Source organism: Polaromonas sp. P1_E1_2 (assembly GCF_056406035.1).
The window spans coordinates 1-2892 of record NZ_JBFUAZ010000548.1; the positions used below are offsets into that span (position 1 = coordinate 1).

At 56.5% G+C, this 2892-nt stretch carries 1 protein-coding gene and 1 pseudogene; both read right to left on the reverse strand.

Annotation, left to right across the window (positions count from 1 at the left end; genetic code table 11):
• A pseudogene (locus tag AC1D1P_RS19640) lies at positions 1-629 on the reverse strand (HlyD family type I secretion periplasmic adaptor subunit); the annotation flags it as partial.
• On the reverse strand, positions 626-2866 hold the full coding sequence (locus tag AC1D1P_RS19645; protein ID WP_477668262.1) for a type I secretion system permease/ATPase: 2241 nt from the start codon (positions 2864-2866) through the stop codon (positions 626-628). The gene AC1D1P_RS19645 and the pseudogene AC1D1P_RS19640, both read right to left, overlap by 4 nt.
• Positions 2867-2892 lie beyond the last annotated feature (26 nt).

Consider the following 2892-nt stretch of genomic DNA (forward strand, 5'->3'; position numbering starts at 1 on the left):
ATATGACCCGTGCTGGCCAGCTCTTCGCGCATTTCGTGCTTTCTCCGTACCAGCGGCAGGCTATTCTGCAACTGCGCGATATTCGCCGAAATGGCCTCGCGATCCGCCGTACGCCTTGCAACGTCAGCATCCAATGCGGCCACACGTGAATCCTGCTCACTGCGCCGATTAGCCAGTACTGCCTGCTGATTGGCAAGCATCGGAGCCGGCAAATCGCGTGTTTCGGCCCAAGTGTCCTTGCCCGACAGCAAGGCATTGAGTCGCGCCACGTCCGCCTGGGTCTCCCAGAATTCGCGCTGCAACCGATCACGGTCAGCCAGGGTTGCGGTGGCGTCCAGCTCCAGGAGCAAGTCTCCAGCTTTGACGAGCTGTCCATCCTTGACCGCAATCACCTTAACCACACCGGCTTCCAACGGCTGTATGACCTTGCTCTTGCCCGACGCACTGATGCGCCCCTGTGCCGTAACCACAATATCCATCGAGACCAGGCAGGCATAAGCCAGCGTCGCAGCCGCCATGGTGCAAATGGCCAGAGTGATCATACGTGCCACTTTGGCAGGAGGCTGTTGCCGCAKCGCAATGGCTGCCGTGCTGAACATGACATGTCCAGCTGTGCTTTTGTTCTTCATGCAGCCTCCAGCACCTGATGCGCTTGATACAGCGAGGCGTAGCGACCATTGACGTTCATGAGCTCGCGATGGTTGCCAGTCTCCATAAGACGGCCTCGGTCCAGCACCAGAATCCGGTGGGCCATCCGCAAGGTGGACAAGCGGTGCGCAACAATAAATACCGTGCGGCCCTCACAAATACGAGCCATGTTGTCGTGAATAACTCGCTCGCTTTCGTAATCCAGAGCCGCAGTGGCTTCATCGAACAACAGGATTTGCGGGTTACCCACCAACGCACGCGCAATAGCGATACGCGAGCGCTGACCACCCGAGATCTTGCTTCCTCGCTCGCCGATCACCGTGTCATAGCCCTCGGGCAGCTGCAGAATGAATTCATGCGCGCCGGCCAGTCGGGCGCTTTCCATCACAGCGTCCATGGCAATAGCCGGATTACCTAGCGCAATGTTTTCGCGCACGGAACGATTGAACAAGGCCGTATCCTGCCCGACTACGCCGATCTGCCGACGTAGCCAGGCGGTGTCCACTACGCTTAGATCCATGCCATCAAGCAAGACCCGGCCCTTCTCGGGGAGATATAGGCGCTGCACTAACCGCATGAAGGTGGTCTTGCCCGCGCCAGAAATGCCCGTAATTCCAACGATCTCACCAGGACGGATATCCACGCTCACGTCGCCCAGCACCTCCGGAGCATTTTGGGTATAGCGAAACGAAACATTTTCGAATGTCACCCTACCCTCCAATGCTGGCGGAGTACTACGGCCTGGCTGAAACACGGGTTCGGGGGTGGCATTCATGATGTCGGCCAGGCGCTTGATACTGACCTTCATTTGGGTAAAGTCCTGCCACAATGAAGCGAGCTTCAGGATGGGCGCATTGACACGGCCCGACAACATATTGAAAGCGATCAGGCCACCCACCGTCATGTCACCGTCAATCACCAGCCTGGCACCAAAGTACAACAGCACTACCGTCAATACTTTGCTGGCCAGGCCGATAAACTGGTTGGTGGCATTGCCCAAATGGCCCGCTTCAAAAGCGGCCGTCACATAGTCACACAGTCGCCGCTCCCAATCCCGCTGCCATGCACCTTCCACGGCATGGCTCTTGAGTGTTTCCATGGAAGTGACGGTTTCCACAAGAAATGTCTGATTTTCGGCACCCAGCGCGAACTTGTCTTCCAGCTTCTTGCGCATAAGCGGCGTGATCAGCCAAGACGCGACAAAAAACACCGGCAAAGAGCAAATCACGATCAGAGTGAGCGCCACACTGTAATAAAACATGACGCCCAAGAACACCATCGCAAAGAACAGGTCCAGCCAACTGGTCAACGCGCTGCCTGTCATGAAATTGCGCGCGTTCTCCAGTTCCCGCACCCTTGCCACTGTATCGCCGCTACGACGTGACTCGAAATAAGACAGCGGCAGATGCAGCAGGTGACGAAATAGCTTGGCTCCCAGTTCCACATCAACTCGGTTCGTTGTATGGGTAAAGAGGTAATGCCGCATGGCACTGAGCACCACCTCGAAGAGCCCCACCCCCAACAGGGCAACCACCATTACATCCAGCGTGGTCATCGAACGATGCGTAAGCACCTTATCAATCACCACCTGGAATATCAAGGGGGTGAGGAGTGCGAATATCTGGATAAAGAAAGATGCAAGCAAAACCTCGCCGAGCACCTGCTTGTACTGACTCAGCGATGTCCAGAACCAGCCGACTCCAAAACCCAAGCCGGCACCATGACTGCCAGGCACCATTCCCGCTGCCTGTGAACGCGCCGTGATCCATTCAATCTGAGCAGCCTTTGCGGCCTGTTGAGTCATCCGCTGGCCAAACTCGATCCATGTCAACTTTTGTGGCTGCGCAGCACCGCTGGCTTGAACCACCACGTTATGCGCATCGGCATGGCCTATCAGCAGCCAACCTCCATCAATATCATGCGTCAGCGCGGGAAGCGGGCCGCGAACCAACTTGCCGATGGAGGTTCGGTGATGGATGACCTCCAGTGACAAGCCTTGCAAGGCTTGAACCAATGCAGCACTATCCGGACCGTCCACGGGCCAAGCATGATGTTGCGCCAGCCGCGCTACATCGGCGTTAACACCTACAAGGTGCAAGAACGATGCAATCAGGTTATGCAACGCCTTCGTCGTATCTTGCGATTTTGTGAAATCTACGGAGTCCACCTGGGCCGACTCTGCCGGGTTGGAGACGATGGTGTAAGTGTTGGGTGTCACGCAGTGTTTCGAGAAAGGAGGAAGAC